Raw genomic sequence first — 17,934 nt, 5'->3', positions numbered from 1 at the left:
GGTCAGTCAACATGGATGCTGAATGTGCTGACCTCATCGCGAGCAAGCTCGCTCCCACACTGGATCTTCAGTGGGCGCAAATACCGTGTACGACATCAATCAAATGTGGGAGCGAGCTTGCTCGCGAAAGCGGAGTGTCAGACGGCAAGGATGTTGAATTTGTCGGGAAATAAAAAGGCGCAGCCATGCTGCGCCTTCGGGTTTCGGCGAATACTTCAGAGCCGAATAATCACCGACTTCAACTGCGTGTAATGCGCCAACGCATCCACCCCTTGCTCACGCCCGTAACCACTCTGCTTGAACCCACCACACGGTGTCTGCACGAACCCGCCGCTGTATTCGTTGACCACGATGCGCCCTGCCTCCAGTTGCGCAGCGACCCGGTGCACGCGCCCGATGTCGCGGCTCCAGATCCCGGCGCCAAGGCCGAATTCGCTGTCGTTGGCGATGCGCAAGGCATCGGCTTCGTCCTTGAACGGAATCACGCAGACAATCGGGCCGAAGATTTCTTCCTTGGCCAACGTCATGTCGTTGGTCACGCCGGTGTACACGGTGGGTTCGATGTACCAGCCGTTTTCGTAGCCCGGATGACTGGCGACTTTGCCGCCGATAGCTGGCTTGAGACCTTCGCGTTCGGCGATAGCGAAGTAGCTTTGGATTTTTTCAAATTGCGCGTGGGTGGTGATGGGGCCTGAGGTCGCGTCATCTTGCGGGCCTACGCGCAGTTGACCGACTTCGGCCACCAGTTTGTCGACGAAACGCTGGTAGATCGATTCCTGTACCAGCAAGCGTGTGCCCGCCGCGCACCATTGGCCGCTGTTCCAGGTGAAGGCCAGGGTCGAGCCTTTGGCGGCGGCGTCGAGGTCGGCGTCGTCGAAGACGATGTTGGCCGACTTGCCCCCCAGTTCCAGGGTCAATGGCAGAATCCGATCCGCCGCGATGTGCCCCAATTCCTGGCCGGCGCGAATGCCGCCGGTGAAGGAGATTTTGCGGATGTGCGGGTTATGCGCCATGGCCGGGCCGATGATGCTGCCCTTGCCGACGATCACGTTGAATACGCCCGGTGGAATGCCGGCCTCGACGGCCATGCGTGCCAGTTCCACCAGCGACGCCGAGGTGTGCTCGGACGGTTTCGCCACCACTGTGTTACCGGTGGCCAGGGCCGGGGCGATGGCGCGGGCGGCCTGATGCAGCGGGGCGTTCCAGGGCAGGATCACGCCGATCACGCCGAACGGATCGCGGCGGGTGTAGACGTGGTAGTTAGGGCCCTGGTTGATCACTTCGCCGTCCATGACATTGACGATGCCGCCGTAGAACTCGAAATATTGCGCGGTCAGGTCCATCAGTTGCGCCATTTCCCGGCCAGGCTTGCCGGTTTCGGCCCGTTCCAGGGCGCCGAGGGTGCTTTCACTGGCGCGGATCAGGCGCCCGAAATCGTTGAGGATGCGTCCGCGCTCGGCCGGGCGCATGTCGCGCCAGACTTGCAACGCCGCGGCGGCGGAATCGATGGCGATGGCCACGTCGGCCGGGCCGCTGTTGGCCACTTCGTTGAGTTTTTCGCCGGTGCGCGGGTCGATCTTGTCTTCGTATTGGCCATCCAGCGGTGGCGTATGGCGCCCGTCGATGAAGCTGTGGGTTCTATCAAACATTGCCGGTTCTCCTCGTGAAGCTGTTCTTGTCGGTACTCATGGGGAGGGTCGTGGGCAGCCCCATGATTGCCTGCCATTACGGCTGCTCACCGATCACCCTTCAACCGAGTTTTAAAGGGCAGTGCGTTGAGAAAACCTCAAGGCAATGGATTGATATTTAGTCAACCGAACCGTCCGGAAAACTCGCTACACGAAAGGTCGGCAACGCCGGATATTTATCCCGTAGCAACGCTGGGGCCGCGTTCAAAGGTCAACAATAACAGCGCCCACGGGAGTCTTGAAAATGAGCAACTACAACACAGTGGACGGTCAACTGCCGTCGTCATCCACTGCAACTGCGAGCCTGCAATCCGAGGGTCGGCGACTCAACCGTGCCGAGAAAAAAGCCATTGTCGCTGCCACCCTGGGTACCATCGTCGAGTACACCGACTGGGTGATCTACGCGACATTCTCCTCCATCCTTGCCAAGCAATTTTTCCCCGCCGGTGACGGCGTAACTGCTTTGCTGTCGGTACTGGCGGTGTTTGCCGTCGGCTTTATCATGCGCCCCATCGGCGGCGCGGTGCTGGGCCAACTGGCGGACCGTTATGGCCGCAAAAAAGGCCTGACGCTGTCGATCCTGCTGATGTCGGTGGCTTCGCTGGTGATTGGTATCTGCCCCAACTATGAAAGCATCGGCATTGCCGCGCCGATCATTCTGGTACTTGCCCGTCTGGTCCAGGGTTTCTCGGCGGGTGGCGAGTTCGGGTCGGCATCAGCGTTTTTGATCGAGTCTGCCCCCGCGCATCGCCGGGCGTTCGCCGGGTCCTGGCAATGGTTCGCCATTAACGCCGGCACCCTGGTGTCGTTCCTGCTCGGGTTTGCGCTCGCTTCGATGGGCAGTGACACTGCGCTGTACGACTGGGGCTGGCGCCTGGCATTTGTGATCGCGGCACTGATGGGCTTGATTACCCTGTGGATTCGTCTGTCGGTACATGAAACCGAAATCTTCAAGTCGCGGGTTGCTTCCCACAGCAAGAAACGCCCGATCCGTGAGCTGCTGTTCAGTCATCGCCGCGATGCCATGCGCGTGATCGGCATCGCCATGGCTGGCAACTTGCTCAATTACGTGTGGATGGTCAGCTATCCCAATCAGGTGCACCTGATCACCGGCATGTCGATCCGCGACACCTTGCTGGCCGGGGTGATTTCCGTTGGCGTGTCGCTGGTGCTGCTGCCGTTCGCCGGCAAACTGGCGGATCGGGTCGGGCGCCGTCCGGTGCTGATCGCCTTTGCCATCGCTTCGATCCTGTGGGCCTGGCCGAGCTTCGGGTTGCTGCACAGCGGGATCAGTCTGATGGAAGTGACATTGATCCAGACCGTGTCGATGGTGATCATGACCGGCTTCGGCGCGGCGTCGGCGGTGACCATGGCCGAGCAATTCCCGGCCGAGGTCCGCGTCACCGGCATTGCCTTGCCCTACGCCTTGTCGGTGACCCTGTTCGGTGGCACCGCGCCATACCTGATGGCGGCGATGGCGGGTTGGGGGTATGGCGGGTTGTTCTGGATTTACCTGGCGGTGATCAGTGCGATCAGCTTGGTGGTTTATCTGAGGATGCCGGAGACGCGGGGGCAGGCGTTGCGTTGATCCAAACCCTGTACTGATCGTTCCCACGCTCTGCGTGGGAATGCAGCCCGGGACGCTCCGCGTCCCTTTCGCGAGTTGGAACGCGGAGCGTCCCTTGAGGCATTCCCACGCAGAGCGTGGGAACGATCATATGTCCGACCCCGGCTCCGTCAACACCTTCCTGAACGTCTCCACCAATGGCCGCAGATTGATCCGGTGCCACGCCGCCCACAGCGGTCTGGTGAGGGGAATCCACGGCACTTCCCGCAGCACCACGCCCGGCGGTGCGTTGCGACTCAAGCCTTTCTGAATCATGGCGATGCCCAGCCCCGATGCCACCAGAGCCATTGCGGTGAAGGGGCCGGTGGCTTCCATGCGGATATCCGGAGTGAAGCCGGCGCGGATGCAGGCGCTGACGAAGTTTTCGCGGCTGCTGACATTCTGGTGGTGCTGCACGCCGATCCATTCCTGCTCGGCGAGGTCGGCGGCGGTTAGTTGCGCCTGGCTGGCCAGCGGGTGATGTTCGGGCAGCGCCAGCAACATCGGGTCGTCCAGCACCTGGAAGCCCAGCAGGTCAGGGTCGTCATCGGTCGGCGGCTCGCTGACCAGGGCGATATCCAGACTACGCTGACGCAGGCCTTCGAGTTGTTCGCTGGAGCTCATGTTGTACAGCGCGACGTGCACGTTCGGCCGGTCACCACGCAGCACGCGCAAGGCATTGGGCAGGACGCCGGCGTGCATGGCGTTTTCGATGTAGCCGATGCACAGGCCGCCTTCCTCGCCACGCCCCAGGCGTTTGCCGAGGGATTCAAGCCGATTGGCGTGGGTCAGCAGCGCGCGGGTTTCGGCGAGGAAGGTCTGGCCGTCGCGGGTCAGGCGGATGCGTTGCTGGCTGCGCTCGAACAGGGTCAGGCCCAGGCGTTCTTCGAGCTGGGCGATCTGCCGGCTCAGGGGCGACTGGGAAATGTGCAGGCGTTCGGCGGCGCGACCGACGTGTTCTTCTTCGGCGACGGCGACGAAGTAGCGCAATTGGCGGATGTCGATCATGTCAGACCTCTGGGGACTCAAGTGCTGCACATTATGTCTTGGACGGTCCGAACGTCGCAATCTAGGATCTGCTCAACGGTCACCACCAGACCACTGAACTGATGAGGATTTGAATATGAGCTTGAAAGACAAACTGCCCGGCGCACTGGGTTTCGGCACTGCACCTCTGGGCAACATGTTCCGCGCCATTCCCGAAGAAGAAGCGCAAGCCACCGTCCATGCCGCCTGGGATGCCGGCGTGCGTTACTTCGATACCGCACCGTTCTACGGTTCGGGTCTGTCGGAAATTCGCCTCGGCCAAGCGCTGTCGCGCTACAACCGCGATGACTATGTGCTCAGCAGCAAGGTCGGCCGGGTGATCCTTGACGAAGTCGAAGACGCCGCGTCCCGTGATCTGGGTGAGAAGAGCGGGGTGTTCGAACACGGTCGCCCGAACAAGATCGTCAATGACTACAGCGCCGATGCGACGCTGCGTTCGATCGAAGACAGCCTCAAGCGTTTGCAAACCGATCGCCTGGACATCGTCTGGGTGCATGACATCGCCCAGGATTTCTACGGCGATCAATGGCTGGAGTACTTCAACCAGGCCCGCACCGGCGCCTTCAAGGTGTTGACCCGCTTGCGTGAAGAAGGCGTGATCAAGGGCTGGGGCCTGGGTGTGAACAAGGTCGAGCCGTGCGAATTGACCCTTGATCTGAGCGAAGCGCAGCCTGACGGTTTTCTGTTGGCGGGTCGCTACACTCTTCTCGACCATGACCGCGCGTTGCAACGCTTGATGGACGCGGCGCTGGCGCAAAACGTCGAGATCGTGGTCGGTGGCCCTTACAGCTCGGGCATCCTCGCCGGTGGCGCGCATTTCGAGTACCAAAAAGCCAGCCCGGCGATCATCAATAAAGTTGAGCAGATCAAACGTATCGCTGCCGCCCATGGCGTCGATATCAAAGCGGCGGCGTTGCAATTCTCGTTGGCCAACCCGGCCGTGGCAGCGGTGATTCCAGGTGCCAGCCGTCCAGAGCGGATTGCCGAGGATGTGGCCGCATTGTCGGCGGTGATTCCCGCCGCTTTCTGGCAAGCGATGCGTGAAGCGAAGCTGGTGTCCGAGCGCGCACCGTTGCCGATCATTGGAGCTTGAGCATGAAAATCGATCTGAGTGGAAAACTGGCGATTGTCAGCGGCAGCACTGCCGGCATTGGTCTGGGCATCAGCAAGGCACTGGCCGAGTCCGGCGCCACGGTAGTGGTGATCGGCCGTGAGACGGACAAGGTCGAGCAGGCACTGGCGAGCATTCGCCAGCAGGTGCCCGGCGCACAATTGCGCGGGCTGACGGCGGATCTCGGTACGGCTGAAGGCGCCGAGAAACTGTTCGCCGCCGAGCCGCGGGCAGATATTCTGGTGAACAACCTGGGGATCTACAACGCGGTGGATTTCTTCGACACGCCCGATAGCGAGTGGACGCGCTTCTATGAGGTCAACGTGATCTCCGGTGTACGCCTGTCCCGGCATTACGTGCCGGACATGGTCAAGCAGGGCTGGGGACGGGTGATTTTCCTGTCTTCGGAATCCGGGATCGCGATCCCCGCGGACATGCTCAACTATGGCGTGACCAAAAGCGCCAACCTGGCGGTGTCCCACGGACTGGCCAAACGGCTGGCGGGCACTGGGGTAACGGTCAATGCGATCCTGCCGGGCCCGACGTTGACCGACGGCGTGGAGCTGATGCTCAAGGATGCCATTGCCGCGTCCGGTCGCAGTGTTCAGGAAGAAGCCGACGCCTTTGTGCGCAAGGCGCGGCCGACGTCGATCATCCAGCGCGTGGCGAATGTCGAGGAAGTCGCGAACCTGGTGGCGTACATCGCTTCGCCGCTATCCTCGGCCACCACTGGCGCAGCCCTGCGAGTCGACGGCGGCGTTGTCGACAGCATGGCCATTTGAACCTGATAGATTAAGAGAGAGCATTACATGGCAACTGCATCAGCATTCATCGACATCCCGGCCTCGGCCGATCAGGTCTGGCAATTGATCGGCGGCTTCAATTCGCTGCCGGACTGGCTGCCGTTCATTCCCAAGAGTGAGCTCAGCGAAGGCGGACGGGTGCGCAGCCTGCAGACGGCGGACGGCGCGGTGGTGATCGAACGTCTGCAAGCGTTCGACAACGATGGCAAAACCTACAGTTACTCGATCTTGCAGGCGCCGTTTCCGGCCACTGATTATCTGGCGACGATCAAGGTAGAAGCGCAGAGGCAGGGCGCCCGGGTGACCTGGTCCGGTCGGTTCGAGCCGGTGGGTGTGAGTGACGAGGAAGTGGTGGCGTTGTTTACCGGGATTTATCAGGGTGGCCTCGAGGCCCTGCGGGCAAATTACCCAACCTGACAAACACCACAACCCCCTGTGGGAGCGAGCCTGCTCGCGAAAGCGGCGTGTCAGTCAACGTTGATATCGACTGACTTGACGCCTTCGCGAGCAGGCTCGCTCCCACAGGTTTTGTATCAGGTCTGGGTAATCAAACTCTCCCGACAATCCAGCACCAACAGCGCCCCACCCAACTCACTCGTTCCCACCTCCAACGTAAACCCGTGCAGGCTCACAATCGCCGCGACGATCGACAGCCCCAACCCGAAACCGCTTTTCTGATTGCCCGCCTCGGCCCGATAGAAACGCTGGAACACCGCCACCCGTTCGGCCTCCGGAATACCCGGGCCGGAGTCGAGTACTTCGATGCGGGTATGTCCGCTTTCATTGACCCCACGCAAAATCACCTGGCCACCGGGCGGGGTGAATTTGATCGAGTTGCTCAACAGATTGGCCACCGCTTCGAACAACAAGGCGCGGTCGCCATTGAGTGGCGGCAATGATTGCGGTAACAGCAATTCAAACGTCAGGCCATCGTCTTCCGCCAGGGGCAAGTAGAAGTCATGCAGTTCCTGCAGCAACGGCACCGGGTCGAGCTGCACGAAGCCGGAACGGCGCTGGCGATCCTCCAGTTCGGAAATCCGCAGCAAGCCGCGAAAGCGTGCCATCAGCGTATCGGCCTCGCCAAGCACCAGATCCAGTTGTGCCGCTTGCGCCGAGCCTTCGCCGGCCTGTTGTTGCATGCGGTAGAGCTGCGCGCGCAGGCGGGTCAGGGGGGTGCGCAGGTCGTGGGCAATGTTGTCGCAGACGCCCTTGACCTCGTGCATCAGACGCTCGATGCGTTCGAGCATGGCGTTGACGATGGCAGCAAGCATGTCCAGTTCGTCGCGGCGATTGGACAGCGGCAAACGTCGGGTCAGGTCACCGGCGACAATGGCTTCGGCGCTGGCCTGGATCGCACGAATCCGTCTTAGCGGGCGGCGGCGCAACAAATGCCAGCCGACGATGCCCGGCAGGATGGTCAGGGTCACCCCCCAGAGCAGCGCGTGCAAAATGATCCGCGTCACGGCAAACAGCGAGCCGTTGTCACGCACCAGCACCAGCCACAGGCCATCGCGGGTCTGGGTGGCCACGGCGTCGCAGCTGTCATTGGGCAGCGTCGGGTCGTCGGAGCCGGCGCAGTCGCTGAGCATGTGGATCTTGCCATCCAGCGGCAAACCGTGAGGGATATGGTCCAGCGCGCCGCTGAGGTAGCGACGCTGGCTGTCGAATAGGCCATAGGCGTCGATGCCACGGATGTCGAAGGTCATGCTGACGGCGAGGGCGTCCAGCAGTTGTTCACCCTGGAAGCGCGAGAACAAGTGCTGGCGTTGCATCAGCGAATGCTTGGCCAGGTTGTCCAGGTAAGCGGATACCTCGTAGTACATGACGCCCATGAGAATCCCGCTCCAGACCACGAACAGCGCACTGTACAGCGCCAGCAAGCGACTGCTGGAAGAGCGCCAGCCTTTAGACGGGTTCGGCAATGACATAACCCGAGCCTCGCACCGTTCGAATCAGTGGAACATTGCCAGGTGGGTCGATCTTCTTGCGCAGGCGGCCGATGTGCACGTCGATCAGGTTGGTGCCGGGGTCGAAGTGATAACCCCAGACCTCTTCGAAAATCATCATCCGCGAGAGGATTTGCCCGGTGTTGCGCATCAAGAATTCCAGCAACTTGTACTCAGTGGGCAATAGCGTCAGCAACTGGCCGTCGCGGCTGGCTTCGTGGCTGATCAGGTTCAGTTCCAGGTCCGCCACCCGCAACGTGGTGGCTTGCGCGGTCACGGTGTTCTGACGGCGCAGCAGGACTTCGACCCGGGCGGCCATTTCATCGGTGGCGAAGGGTTTGGTCAGGTAATCGTCGCCCCCGGCACGCAAGCCGCGCACGCGCTCGTCGACGTCGGAGAGGGCGCTGATCATCAGGATCGGCGTGGCCACACCCATGGTGCGCAACGTGGTGACAATCGCCAGGCCGTCGAGCTCGGGCAGCATACGGTCGAGGGTGATCAGGTCATAGTTGCCGCTGACCGCACGCGCAAGACCCTCTCGACCGTTATCGACCCAATCGACGTCGAGGCCGTGGCTGCTCAGTTCGGCGACGATTTCCCGGGCGGTCACGGCGTCGTCTTCGATGGTCAAGATGCGGGTCATAGGGCTGGCCTGATTAGATGTTCACAACGTTGTGCGCCATTTTGCCAAGAAATGATCGCAGGCTTACTAAATAAAAGTTCATGGACAAATCCATCCTCGGCCAATGCATAAAACCCGCTGCGTCCACCCTTTCGTTGCATATTGCATGGGTCGTGGAAGTTCAAATTTTCTAACCCGTTGAAAGAGCAGGATTTATTAAAAACCCGCGACTGGCACGGTGACTGCAATTGCTCCTTTGAGACTTGTAACACCATCTTTCTGCCTGGAGCGATACAACAATGAATAGATCCTCTGAAGGTTTCTATCCCGCCACGGATGAGTCGACCACGGTGTCCGGCGTGTCCTGGGGTGCGATCTTCGCCGGGGCCGCGGCTGCGGCGGCGTTGTCGCTGATCCTGGTGCTGCTCGGATTCGGCCTGGGGTTCTCGGCGGTTTCGCCGTGGGCCAATGAAGGCATGAGCGCCAAGGGCCTGGGCATATCGACGATTGTCTGGCTGGCCGTCACGCAAATCGTCGCTTCCGGGGCCGGTGGCTACATCGCCGGCCGGCTGCGGGTGAAGTGGGCTTACATGCATGGCGATGAAGTTTATTTCCGCGACACCGCCCACGGCTTTCTTGCATGGTGCGTGGCGACGTTGGTGACGGCGACGCTGGTGGCCGGTTCGGTCAGCAGCATCGTCAGTGGCGGAGTGCAGGCCGGGGCGCAGGTTGCCGGTGGCGCCGCCACTGCAATGACAGCAGCGGCGGGCACCGCGGCAGCCAATACCGACAGTGATCAGTATGGCTACTACATCGACAGCCTGTTTCGTACTGACCAGCCGGCTGCCGTCAGCGATGACGCCGCCCGGGGTACTGTGACGCGCATTTTCGTGCGCTCCCTGAGCGACGGTAAGTTGTCCCCTGAAGACCGCACCTACCTGGCGCAACTGGTGGCGCAGCGGACCAACATGACGCAAGCGGACGCTGAACGTCGAGTTGATGAAGTCTATGCCCGTACCCAGAAAGCTGTAGCCGACGCCAAGCTGGCTGCGCAACAAGCTGCTGACACCGCCGCCAAAGTCGCTGCCTGGACCACCTTGTGGATGTTCGTCGCGCTGCTGGCCGGTGCGTTCTTCGCCAGCCTTGCAGCAACATTTGGAGGTCGTCGTCGGGATGCCGTGGTGTATATGGAAACCGACACTTACGTAAACACCACACCTGTTCGCTAACCCAGGAGAATCATCATGCGTTCATTACTGCTGTTATTTCTCGGCATACCGATCCCGATCATCATTCTGATCGCGTTGTTTACATGAGCTGATAGTTCCTGGCCTCGTGCCTGTGCCGCTTCTGCCTTTTTAGCAGGAGCGGCGTTTTTGTGTGTGGACGTAAAGCTGTGACACGCACCTGTAGGAGCCGGCTTGCTGGCGATGCGGTGGGCCGTTACGCCGTCAGTCAATCGGCGTGTCGATAAACACCTCGAGCCCTTCAGCATAGTGGGTGAACGCAGCGATTCTTGGGAACCGCTCAACCGCGACCTGATCCGGCACCACGTACTGGGTAAAGCTCCACGCAACAGCGAGGGTAATACCAGCCTGGTCAATCGAGCCGTCACTTTTCAGCGGCTGCTTTGCCAGCTCCCGTTCCAACGCCGAATAGGCGGCCGCCAATTGCCCCTCGACTCGCTCGACCCAAGGCTGGAACTGGATCTCTGCCGGGCGCAGGTTGCGTTCATAATAAAGCTGCACCGACTTTTCACTGGCGGCCAACGCCAGGCCAATCAGTCGCAGTGACCGCAGGCGATGTTCGATACCCGCAGGCATCAAGCTGCGATCCGGGCCGGCCAATGCCTCCAGGTAATCGATGATCAGCGTCGAATCCATCAACACTTCACCGTCATCCAGTATCAGGGTAGGCGCCTTGACCACCGGGTTGATTTGCCGAAATTGCTCGAAGGTCCTGAACACCGACACCGATTCGTGCTCCAGGGCGATGCCCAGGCGCTTGGCAGAAATGGCGACGCGTCGCACGTAAGGTGAATCCAGCATGCCGATCAGCTTCATATAACCGCTCCTTGAGATAGCCATTACGCGAGCGACAACCTTAGCTGAGCCCGGTCGACCTGCAAACCGGGGCATGCAGCTCAGCGGTTTGTCTTCTATATAAGCTTCGCAGGATTGAATTTCTTGCTATAAACGCACTCCGATATCCGCCTGGATGCCCGCCATAGAGCATTTTCGAGGCTTTGTCGGACAAATTCGCTGTCTTTTCAGTTGCTGAGGCCTCAAGTCGGCCTTAGACTGCCGCCCCTCGTAAATTGAGTGCCGGGTGGCGCTTGGTATAAACGGCGCCTTTGCGATGACCTTCGATGGTCCGCCGCAACGCTCCCTAATTCGCCTTAATGCACGTTTTTTTATAGAGATATCAATGACAAAGGACAAGTTGCTGGCCATGCCGGCGGATGACTACATGAATGCCGAGCAACATGCTTTTTTCTCTGAGCTGTTGCAGAACATGAAAGTCGAAACCCATGAGCGCATCGAACAGAACCGCATCGCCATCGAAAGCCTGGACACCCCGGCCGACCCGGCTGACGCTGCTTCCGTCGAAGAAGAGCGCACCTGGCTGGTGAATGCGATCGATCGTGATCAGCGCATGCTGCCTCAGTTGGAACAAGCCCTGGAACGCATCAAAGAAGACAGCTTCGGCTGGTGCGATGACAGCGGCGAGGCAATTGGCCTCAAGCGCCTGCTGATCAGCCCGACCACCAAGTACTGCATCGAAGCTCAAGAACGTCACGAGCAAATCGACAAGCACCAGCGTCAGGCCTGATTCTGTTGGGTAGCCCATTTAAGCGGGGCTGCCTCGAAAAGATCGCAGCCTTCGGCAGCTCCTGCAAGTTCAAGTGAACCCCCGTAGGAGCTGCCGCAGGCTGCGATCCTTGCTTTTTGACGTCTACACAAATCCCCCGAACTTCTATTGATCTGCTGCAACGTCCCCGACTAAAGGCTCATGGATCATGGCCTTATGCTGGCGTTTAATGCGAAGACAACAACTAGAAATTTGCGGGGTGAAAAAGATGACGAGTGACGGATCTCTGGTTGCGGCAGTGCCTGCACCAGTGCTTTTGCCGAAAAACCGCTGGTTGACGCCGACCCTGCAAAGCATCGCCCTGGTGCTGTTGTTGTGTGGCATGACCCTGGGCGGTTGGTCGCTCTACCTGGCCCTGCCGTTGGCCGTGCTGGTCATCTGGCTGCCGCGACTGCGTACTCGCGCAATGCCCGAAGCGATGCCTGCCGATACGTCCAGCGCGCTCTCGGCGTTAACCCGCGAACTTTCCTACACCACCAGTCATAACGCTCTGTCAGCCGCCGGCGTGGCCTTCTCGGTCAAGCAACTGGCCGACAAGTTGCAATCGCAACTGGGTGCGGCGGCGCAAATCGTCGGCAATGCGCAAGTCATGATTGCCACCGAGCAGGCCACCTCGACCCTCAGTCGTCAGGCCCTGAGTGCCGCGAGTGAAGCGCATCAAAGCGGCGTGGCTGGGCGTACCGAATTGATCGAGTCCATTGCACGCATGCACCAGCTCAGCCAGCGGGCCAACAACAGCCGTGAGCTGATCGAAGCCCTGAGCCTGCGTAGCGATGAAATTCAGCGGGTCACGCTGGTGATCCAGTCCATTGCCAGCCAGACCAACTTGCTGGCCTTGAACGCGGCAATCGAAGCGGCGCGGGCGGGAGAACACGGTCGTGGCTTCGCGGTGGTGGCCGATGAGGTTCGCGGGCTTGCCGCGCGTACCGCCACCGCTACCGGAGAAGTCGGGGAGATGGTGGCCGATATCCAGCACCGCACCACGCAAGTGGTCGAGCAGATCCGCCAGTTGTCCAGTGACCTCGACACCGGCGTCGCGCAGGTCGAAAACACGGGCCAGCACCTGGAAAACATCGCCCGCCTGGCTGCCAGTGTCGAAAGCCAGGTCGGGGAGATCGCCCGCGGTGCTGAAACCAACCGCGAACAACTCGATAGCCTGTTCCACGCCATCGAGCAGATGCGCAGTGACCTGGCCATCAGCGACCAACAGACCCAGCGCCTGGCCCTGGCAGCGGTGCAGATGGAAGGCCAGGCCGAGACCATCAGCGAGCGCCTCGCCGAAGTCGGCCTGGATGACTACCACCAGCGGATCTACGACCTGGCCCGGGAAGGCGCGAGCCAGATTGCGGCGCGTTTCGAGGCAGACATCGTTGCGGGGCACATCAGCCTCGAAGACCTGTTCGACCGCCATTACCAGGCGATCCCCGATACCCACCCGCCCAAATACCGGACGCGTTTCGATCGTTACACCGATCAGGTCCTGCCCGCGATCCAGGAGCCGCTGCTGCCACGCCACGAAGGCCTGGTGTTCGCCATTGCCTGCACCCAGCAGGGCTATGTGCCGACGCATAACCAGTCGTTCAGCCAGCCACTGACCGGCGATATAGAGCGCGATACCCTGCACAACCGCAGCAAACGCAAGTTCGGCGACCGGACGGGGATCCGCTGTGGCAGTCATCAACAGGCTGTTCTGTTGCAAACCTATACCCGCGATACCGGCGAACTGATGCACGACCTGTCAGTACCGATCATGCTCAAGGGGCGCCATTGGGGTGGTTTGCGCTTGGGGTATAAGCCGGAAAACCCTCGATGATGGACGGCTATTGTTACAATTTTGGTAACTAAGCTGTACAAAGTCGATATTGTTTCCGCGCCTGTGTAGTCGTTACCATACCTCTATTAGTTAGGTTGCTAACGGAATTCGAGGCGCAGCATGCACAGTAAAGTTGATGTCGCGGTCATGATCGGCAGTGGAGTGCCCGCCAGTTTGCGGGCATTGGGGCAAAGTATCTGCTGGGTGGTGCTGCTTAATGGCGAACGCCGTGGCACGGCTTATTCCAGTCGCAATGAAGCCGAAGAGTGCAAGGCTGCCTGGTTGGCGCAATTGTGCGCCGAAACGCCAGGCAACTTTCACTGTGCGTGAGGCTAGTGAACCTGATGCATGCGCAGGTTCAGGTCGTCGACCACCCGCGCCCAGTCGGCGTCTTCACGCAGTTGTTCTTTGAGGAAGCCTGCCTGTTGGGGGGTCCAGAACTCGGCATCGATGAGTTTCTTGTCGTCGGGCAGGGGGGAATGGCTGGCAATGAAATCGTCAATGGCTCGCTGGCTGGAATCCAGGCCGAGCTGGTCGAACAAGCCTTTCAAGTCGTGGGTCGGTGATTCCATCTTGATCTCCTTGCAGGTCATAGGTCGCGTCGAGTGAGAGAGATGAAGAACGTCTCTGATGCATCTGAGGGAGCCGTGCTTCAGTAAGTTCGAAAACGATGTTCAAACGCAGCAGTGAGCATAGACCGCAAATCCACGTATCAGGTTTTCAAGGCACCTGCATCGACGGCGGCCTTCAGTTCCCTGGCCGATTCCTGTGCGGCGAGGGCGGCGATGTCGGAGGACTTGAACCAGCGATCTTTCTCGACCTGATAATAGGTCACGGTTTTCAGCGGCGGTTTGGCGCGCATCACAATCACGGCCTGGAATTCGCCGTCGATCTCTCTGGCTTCGCCCCTGATGAAAAACTCGCCGATATCAAATTCCGTCACGTTGCAGCCTTCCCATGAAAAATATTGTTGTTTAACGCGCCCGCCACAGCCAGGCGCGTTTGATTGGTCGGGCAGTATGGCAGCAGTTGCCTGCCTGCGGCTGAGTAAAGTCGCCGGCCTGACGAAATCTTCAAGGGAAAACGGGACGAAAGTGTCACATACGTGACTCGAGCGCGCGGGCGAGGGCGCAGGCCTGGTTATGATCGCCGCGGAAACCTCTTACGTGCCCCGTGGAAGTTTCCTTGATATGAAAGAAAGCGATGCCCGCCAGGACCACGTGAAATCGTGGTGGCGAAGGGGCACGGGGGGCGGCTTCGGCAGCAAGAAACACCGTGGGGTGCAGGGAAGGTGGGGTGTTGGAGTAAGATGCCTGGGGATGGGCAAAGTGTGTCAGTGTGCACATATGAAGTCCTTTTCGTAGGTTTGCCGACGTAATGTACGTCGTTATGGGTAGTCTCGGTGAGCATCGCTGCTCTAGAATCAGCGTCACTGGTGGGTGGACAAGGCTTATCTAAAGCAATTTCTGGCTAGCGATATGTAAGAAAAGTGCTTTTTTATAAGAGTTTTTTCCTTAAAGTTGATAGTCCGTATTTCTCTGGCCGTTCCAAGGGCGTTTTCCTTCAGCCTTTGTCGAACACCGGGCGAGACGATGTGAGCGGCATCCAGTAATCTTCTCAAGCTTCGAGATGGATGAGTGCTCTGCTCACCCAGGATCTCAACCCGGGTTATCTGGCTTCACCTCGGCATTGCCGCTTTTTTGGCTGTGCGCTTTTTTCGCGTGCGGCGTCATTTTCAGATGTGGGGATGTTTCCTTGGCAGTAAGTAATCTCGATATGCATGCTTTGTTCGTGCTGGGTGATTTGCGCGCAAAGCTGGTTAAACAGTTTCAGTCACGTTTCGTCTACATCACCGAACAGAGCGCTGAAGGCATTTACGTTGCCGAAATCGACACCGAATCGGCGCTGGTGGTGGACGATAAACCGGGGCTCAAACTCAAGGTCGGCGATCATTTCAGCGCGTCGGTGTTGCCCAGCCGCGAAGGCGGCAAACTGGAAATCAAGTTCCGTGACATCAAATTGACTGTCTACGGCCTGGGCGATTACGCCTTCGTGACCACCACCGACGGCCAAGCCATCCTGTTCAAGGAAGGCCACAGCGTGGTGACGGTGTTCGCCGCCCACCAGCAGCTGCAGGAAGGCCTGACCAAGACCCTCAAGGCCGTGACCGCCAAGGCCGCCAAGTGGCGCAAGGGTGAACTGGTGACGTTCAAGGCCAGTGAGTAGTGGACCTGCCCCGCGCCGATTTCCACCAACAGCACCAGGCCAGTGCGCAAGCCGAGGCCCTGCGTCTGTTTGAGCACAAGGTTGTTCTGCAGGGTGCCTGGCTGAACTGGGTGGCCTCGCAGATCTACGCGTTGCGACCTGCGGCGTACGCCAGCATGGTCAGGAGAGAGCTTGCCCGTCTGCAGGAAACGTCCGAAAACTGATCCACGTCCCTCGAAAGCAGGAACCTCTACTACAGTCAGTTGACTGAGTATTCAGAGGCTTTGCGGTCTTCTGCCAGGCCATCCTGCTATTGCTGTGAACAGCACGAGGTGCACAAGCATGAAAGGCATTCGCCGGTTGCTGGCCGCTGTCGTGGCCACGTTCGGATTGTTGGCGTCACCCGTTCCGGTGCTGGCTGCCAGCGCCCCGATCCACTTCGCCGACCTCAACTGGGAAAGCGGCAGCCTGATCACCGATATCCTGCGGATCATCGTCGAAAAGGGCTACGGGCTGCCGACCGACACCTTGCCGGGTACCACCATCACCCTGGAAACCGCACTGGCCAACAATGACATCCAGGTCATTGGCGAAGAGTGGGCGGGGCGCAGCCCGGTCTGGGTCAAGGCGGAGGCCGAAGGCAAGGTCGCGAGCCTGGGCGACACGGTCAAGGGCGCCACCGAAGGCTGGTGGGTGCCGGAGTACGTGATCAAGGGCGACCCGGCCAAGGGCATCAAGGCGATGGCGCCGGACTTGCGCAGTGTCACCGACCTGCCCAAATACAAGGACGTGTTCAAGGACCCTGAAGCCCCGAACAAGGGACGCTTCCTCAACAGCCCCATCGGCTGGACCTCGGAAGTGGTCAACAAACAGAAGCTCAAGGCCTATGGGCTCGATGACAGCTATGTGAACTTTCGCAGCGGTTCGGGAGCGGCGCTGGATGCGGAGATCAGCTCGTCGATTCGCCGTGGCAAACCGGTGCTGTTCTATTACTGGTCGCCCACGCCGCTGCTCGGTCGCTTCAAGTTGATCCAGCTGGAGGAGCCGCCCTTCGATGCGCAGGCCTGGAAAACCCTGACCGACGCCGATAACCCGAATCCGCAACCGACTCGCTCGCTGCCCTCGAAGCTGTCCATCGGCGTGTCTACGCCGTTCCAGAAGCAGTACCCGCAGATTGCCGAGTTCTTCGCCAAGGTCGATTTCCCCATCGACCCGTTGAACCGGGCGCTGGCCGAGATGAGTGAAAAACACACGCCACCGCGTCAGGCAGCCGAAGCGTTTATGAAGGCGCATCCAGAGGTCTGGAAGGCCTGGTTGCCTAAAGAGGTCGCGGACAAGGTGTCAGCGGCCCTGTAGGCGTCGGTTGCAAACGCGTTGGTCGGGTCGCTGGCGTGAGCGCGTGCACTGCGAAAAAAGCCGACTAGGATGAGTCTGTTCAAATCCCTTTCAAGGATTTCAGACCATGACCTTCGTGTTGGCTCAATGGCTGGCGACGGTAATTGCGGCGATCGCTCTGGTACACGTGTATTGGGCGTTGGGTGGTGAATGGGCCGCCGTGGCGGTGGTGCCGCAGGTGCCGGTGGAGGGCGGTGCGCGGTTGCAGCCGGCCTTCAAGCCCCGTGGCTGGATGACGATGCTGGTGGCGGCGGCGTTGCTGACCATGGCCCTGTTGGTGTGCTTGCGGGTTGGCTGGTGGCTGCCGCAGGTGGATCATCGAGGGTTGCAGTGGGTGATCAGCGCCATTGCGCTATTGCTGTTCGCCCGGGCGATTGGCGATTCGGAACTGGTGGGGTTTTTCAAGGAGGTCAAGGGGTCGAGGTTTGCCCACTGGGACACTTGGGTTTATTCGCCCTTGTGTGTGGTGCTGGGGGCCGGGTTGTTGGCGGTGGCTTGGGTTTAGGAGCAAAAGATCGCAACTTGCTTCTTTTTGACGCCTCGGTGCGGGCGGGTGTAGCCCGATCAAACTGTAGGAGCCAGGCTTGCCGGCGAAGGCGTCCTGATAGCTGACCTATTGTTAGTTGGCGGAGTACATATCCATTGCTGCGGTAACGGCCACTTAGGGTTTCGCTCTTACAGCGAGTCACTTGGAAGAGCCCCAAGTAACCAAGGGCTCTTGCCCCTGGCGTTCGGTGCCTCGCTAAGGCTCGGCATGCCCTCGCTCCGGTCCTGCTCCGTGGGCCCGCCGCCATCGGCCATCCATGGCCGGCGGCGGCTAAACCGGC

20 protein-coding genes are annotated in these 17,934 nt (G+C 60.0%); 12 read left to right on the top strand and 8 right to left on the bottom strand.

What is annotated here, in order from left to right; translation table 11 throughout:
- Positions 1 to 215 precede the first annotated feature (215 nt).
- The gene (locus tag ACA054_RS20265; protein WP_497685852.1) at positions 216 to 1,649 is read right to left on the bottom strand and encodes an aldehyde dehydrogenase family protein; all 1,434 of its coding nucleotides are present in this window, start codon (positions 1,647 to 1,649) and stop codon (positions 216 to 218) included.
- Between the two features lie 283 nt (positions 1,650 to 1,932).
- Here ACA054_RS20265 and ACA054_RS20260 point away from each other — a divergent pair, with 283 nt between their 5' ends.
- Positions 1,933 to 3,276: an MFS transporter gene (locus tag ACA054_RS20260; RefSeq protein ID WP_497685851.1), complete on the top strand. Its 1,344-nt coding sequence runs from the start codon at positions 1,933 to 1,935 to the stop codon at positions 3,274 to 3,276.
- A gap of 126 nt (positions 3,277 to 3,402) precedes the next feature.
- Here ACA054_RS20260 and ACA054_RS20255 read toward each other — a convergent pair whose 3' ends face one another.
- Complete coding sequence (locus ACA054_RS20255; RefSeq protein ID WP_497685850.1) at positions 3,403 to 4,302, bottom strand: LysR substrate-binding domain-containing protein; 900 nt, start codon at positions 4,300 to 4,302, stop codon at positions 3,403 to 3,405.
- A 115-nt stretch (positions 4,303 to 4,417) separates the two neighbouring features.
- Here ACA054_RS20255 and ACA054_RS20250 point away from each other — a divergent pair, with 115 nt between their 5' ends.
- From ACA054_RS20250 to ACA054_RS20240, 3 genes are read left to right on the top strand one after another with little or no spacing between them, the layout of a single operon-like run.
- A complete protein-coding gene (locus ACA054_RS20250) occupies positions 4,418 to 5,434 on the top strand; it encodes an aldo/keto reductase (protein WP_497685849.1) in 1,017 nt (338 codons plus the stop codon).
- Between the two features lie 2 nt (positions 5,435 to 5,436).
- Positions 5,437 to 6,234: an SDR family NAD(P)-dependent oxidoreductase gene (locus tag ACA054_RS20245; RefSeq protein WP_497685848.1), complete on the top strand. Its 798-nt coding sequence runs from the start codon at positions 5,437 to 5,439 to the stop codon at positions 6,232 to 6,234.
- 27 nt (positions 6,235 to 6,261) lie between these two features.
- Positions 6,262 to 6,672, top strand: coding sequence for an SRPBCC family protein (locus tag ACA054_RS20240; RefSeq protein WP_497685847.1), 411 nt, complete (start codon positions 6,262 to 6,264; stop codon positions 6,670 to 6,672).
- Positions 6,673 to 6,788: 116 nt separating this feature from the next.
- Here the strand turns inward: ACA054_RS20240 and ACA054_RS20235 are convergent, their stop codons facing one another.
- Together ACA054_RS20235 and ACA054_RS20230 are read right to left on the bottom strand one after the other, a co-directional pair.
- Complete coding sequence (locus ACA054_RS20235) at positions 6,789 to 8,183, bottom strand: sensor histidine kinase (protein WP_497685846.1); 1,395 nt, start codon at positions 8,181 to 8,183, stop codon at positions 6,789 to 6,791.
- Positions 8,161 to 8,844, bottom strand: coding sequence for a response regulator transcription factor (locus tag ACA054_RS20230; RefSeq protein WP_497685845.1), 684 nt, complete (start codon positions 8,842 to 8,844; stop codon positions 8,161 to 8,163). The genes ACA054_RS20235 and ACA054_RS20230 overlap by 23 nt, the downstream gene beginning before the upstream one ends.
- A gap of 278 nt (positions 8,845 to 9,122) precedes the next feature.
- Here ACA054_RS20230 and ACA054_RS20225 point away from each other — a divergent pair, with 278 nt between their 5' ends.
- Positions 9,123 to 10,052 (top strand): hypothetical protein, encoded by a 930-nt coding sequence (locus tag ACA054_RS20225; RefSeq protein ID WP_497685844.1) that lies wholly within the window; start codon positions 9,123 to 9,125, stop codon positions 10,050 to 10,052.
- A 222-nt stretch (positions 10,053 to 10,274) separates the two neighbouring features.
- Here ACA054_RS20225 and ACA054_RS20220 read toward each other — a convergent pair whose 3' ends face one another.
- Complete coding sequence (locus ACA054_RS20220; RefSeq protein ID WP_497685843.1) at positions 10,275 to 10,886, bottom strand: glutathione S-transferase; 612 nt, start codon at positions 10,884 to 10,886, stop codon at positions 10,275 to 10,277.
- 364 nt (positions 10,887 to 11,250) lie between these two features.
- Here ACA054_RS20220 and ACA054_RS20215 point away from each other — a divergent pair, with 364 nt between their 5' ends.
- The 3 genes from ACA054_RS20215 (at position 11,251) to ACA054_RS20205 (ending at position 13,837) form a co-directional block, all read left to right on the top strand.
- Positions 11,251 to 11,655: a TraR/DksA family transcriptional regulator gene (locus tag ACA054_RS20215; RefSeq protein WP_007907888.1), complete on the top strand. Its 405-nt coding sequence runs from the start codon at positions 11,251 to 11,253 to the stop codon at positions 11,653 to 11,655.
- Between the two features lie 187 nt (positions 11,656 to 11,842).
- A complete protein-coding gene (locus ACA054_RS20210; RefSeq protein ID WP_497685842.1) occupies positions 11,843 to 13,507 on the top strand; it encodes a methyl-accepting chemotaxis protein in 1,665 nt (554 codons plus the stop codon).
- Between the two features lie 120 nt (positions 13,508 to 13,627).
- Positions 13,628 to 13,837 (top strand): hypothetical protein, encoded by a 210-nt coding sequence (locus tag ACA054_RS20205; protein ID WP_497685841.1) that lies wholly within the window; start codon positions 13,628 to 13,630, stop codon positions 13,835 to 13,837.
- Between the two features lie 2 nt (positions 13,838 to 13,839).
- Here the strand turns inward: ACA054_RS20205 and ACA054_RS20200 are convergent, their stop codons facing one another.
- The 3 genes from ACA054_RS20200 to ACA054_RS20190 all read right to left on the bottom strand — a co-directional run bounded on the left by ACA054_RS20200 (position 13,840) and on the right by ACA054_RS20190 (position 14,853).
- Positions 13,840 to 14,079: a DUF2789 domain-containing protein gene (locus tag ACA054_RS20200; protein ID WP_110750803.1), complete on the bottom strand. Its 240-nt coding sequence runs from the start codon at positions 14,077 to 14,079 to the stop codon at positions 13,840 to 13,842.
- 140 nt (positions 14,080 to 14,219) lie between these two features.
- Complete coding sequence (locus tag ACA054_RS20195) at positions 14,220 to 14,450, bottom strand: hypothetical protein (RefSeq protein ID WP_497685840.1); 231 nt, start codon at positions 14,448 to 14,450, stop codon at positions 14,220 to 14,222.
- 154 nt (positions 14,451 to 14,604) lie between these two features.
- Positions 14,605 to 14,853: a hypothetical protein gene (locus ACA054_RS20190; RefSeq protein WP_497685839.1), complete on the bottom strand. Its 249-nt coding sequence runs from the start codon at positions 14,851 to 14,853 to the stop codon at positions 14,605 to 14,607.
- Between the two features lie 430 nt (positions 14,854 to 15,283).
- Between ACA054_RS20190 and ACA054_RS20185 the strand changes: the two genes are divergently transcribed.
- The 4 genes from ACA054_RS20185 (at position 15,284) to ACA054_RS20170 (ending at position 17,612) form a co-directional block, all read left to right on the top strand.
- Positions 15,284 to 15,733 carry a hypothetical protein gene (locus ACA054_RS20185; protein ID WP_497685838.1) on the top strand — a complete coding sequence of 150 codons (450 nt, stop codon included), beginning with the start codon at positions 15,284 to 15,286 and terminating at the stop codon, positions 15,731 to 15,733.
- Positions 15,733 to 15,936, top strand: a complete 204-nt coding sequence (locus tag ACA054_RS20180; RefSeq protein ID WP_497685837.1) for a hypothetical protein — start codon at positions 15,733 to 15,735, stop codon at positions 15,934 to 15,936. Before ACA054_RS20185 ends, ACA054_RS20180 begins: the two co-directional genes overlap by 1 nt.
- A gap of 118 nt (positions 15,937 to 16,054) precedes the next feature.
- The gene (locus ACA054_RS20175) at positions 16,055 to 17,068 is read left to right on the top strand and encodes an ABC transporter substrate-binding protein (protein ID WP_497685836.1); all 1,014 of its coding nucleotides are present in this window, start codon (positions 16,055 to 16,057) and stop codon (positions 17,066 to 17,068) included.
- Positions 17,069 to 17,174: 106 nt separating this feature from the next.
- Positions 17,175 to 17,612, top strand: coding sequence for a DUF3995 domain-containing protein (locus ACA054_RS20170; RefSeq protein WP_497685835.1), 438 nt, complete (start codon positions 17,175 to 17,177; stop codon positions 17,610 to 17,612).
- Positions 17,613 to 17,934 lie beyond the last annotated feature (322 nt).

The organism is Pseudomonas sp. LBUM1653 (genome assembly GCF_059716115.1).
This window is presented reverse-complemented; position numbering and strand designations above follow the sequence as displayed.